This is a genomic window from Vibrio sp. Vb0598 (genome assembly GCF_033338935.1).
Taxonomy (GTDB): domain Bacteria; phylum Pseudomonadota; class Gammaproteobacteria; order Enterobacterales; family Vibrionaceae; genus Vibrio; species Vibrio alginolyticus.
In genome coordinates this window covers 1-1,086 of record NZ_JAWOTP010000264.1, presented here as the reverse complement: position 1 = coordinate 1,086, position 1,086 = coordinate 1, and the positions used below count along the sequence as shown (strand labels likewise).

Sequence of the window (1,086 nt, the reverse complement as noted above, 5' to 3'; positions counted from 1 at the left end):
CCGCCGCTTTCGAGTGTGCTTGGGTATTTGGAAACTTGGCGTTTGCAGCATCCTGACCCCGAGCCGCTCATTGAAGTGGCGTTTCGCAACAGTGAAAAACTCTCCCAGCAATTGCACGCTCTGTTGGATGTGGCAAAACAAGAAGCTCCGCTGCCGATCTATGAGTATCTTCCGATTGATATTGGCCAACTAATGGCAGAATGCGCCGAAACCATGCAAAGTCAGTTTCAACGTAAAGGCGTGACGTTGAACATTACCGTAGACGAGCCACTCCAAGCGATAGGGGATAAGGGGTTATTAGAACGATTGATATTGAATTTATTGGAAAATGCACTTCGGCATAGTCCGTCGGATGCGACCGTGAGTTGCGATGTAAAACGGGGCGATAATACATCTCAAGTTCGTTTTACTTTTTCCAACCAAATAGAGCTGAATGCGCAAGCTGGCGCGCTAGGCATTGGTACTAAAATTGTTCAGTCCATTTTAATGCTGCATCACAGTCATCTTGAAACCGATGCGACATCGCATCGGTTTACACAACGATTCACACTTCCTGCCGCATGAGGAAGTGTGAATCAGACAGATCTTGATTTAGTCGATCACGCCACACACAATGCGTGCACCGCCGCCACCTAATTTGGCTGGTTGATCCGAGTGATTATCACCGCCAGCATGAATCATCAAGGCTCTGCCTTTTAAATCAGACATTTTGAGGCGCGGAGCTAAAACCGGTTGGCTGGCGTTTCCTTCCATGTCGGCGTACAACGCTGGCAGATCGCCAAGATGGTTGCCATCGGACCATGGAAAACCATGTTGGCCAGTATTGTCTGGGTCGTAATGGCCGCCCGCACCGCCACCTACTACGGTTTTACCGTCCTTTTCTGCACTGTCACAGGATGGGTTAGCGTGGACGTGAAAGCCATGTAGTCCGGCAGGAATTCCTGACAGATTCGGCGTGAATACAATTCCGTAGTCACTCTCTGATAATTCCACCGTACCGACGGCTTGGTTAGTACCCAAATCGGTCATGGTGATTGATTGGGCCAACGCGTTTGGTGTCATCACGAAAGCAGCCGCCGCTGAGAT

The 1,086-nt window shown here is 49.7% G+C and carries 2 protein-coding genes; one reads left to right on the top strand and one right to left on the bottom strand.

Going from position 1 to position 1,086, the window contains the following annotated elements; translation table 11 throughout:
• Nucleotides 1-564 (top strand): sensor histidine kinase (locus tag R7Q38_RS24580; RefSeq protein ID WP_411913408.1); only part of this gene is annotated, 564 nt, incomplete at its 5' end.
• Nucleotides 565-591: 27 nt separating this feature from the next.
• Here the strand turns inward: R7Q38_RS24580 and sodC are convergent.
• Nucleotides 592-1,086: a superoxide dismutase [Cu-Zn] SodC gene (gene sodC, locus R7Q38_RS24575; RefSeq protein WP_411913407.1), complete on the bottom strand. Its 495-nt coding sequence runs from the start codon at nucleotides 1,084-1,086 to the stop codon at nucleotides 592-594.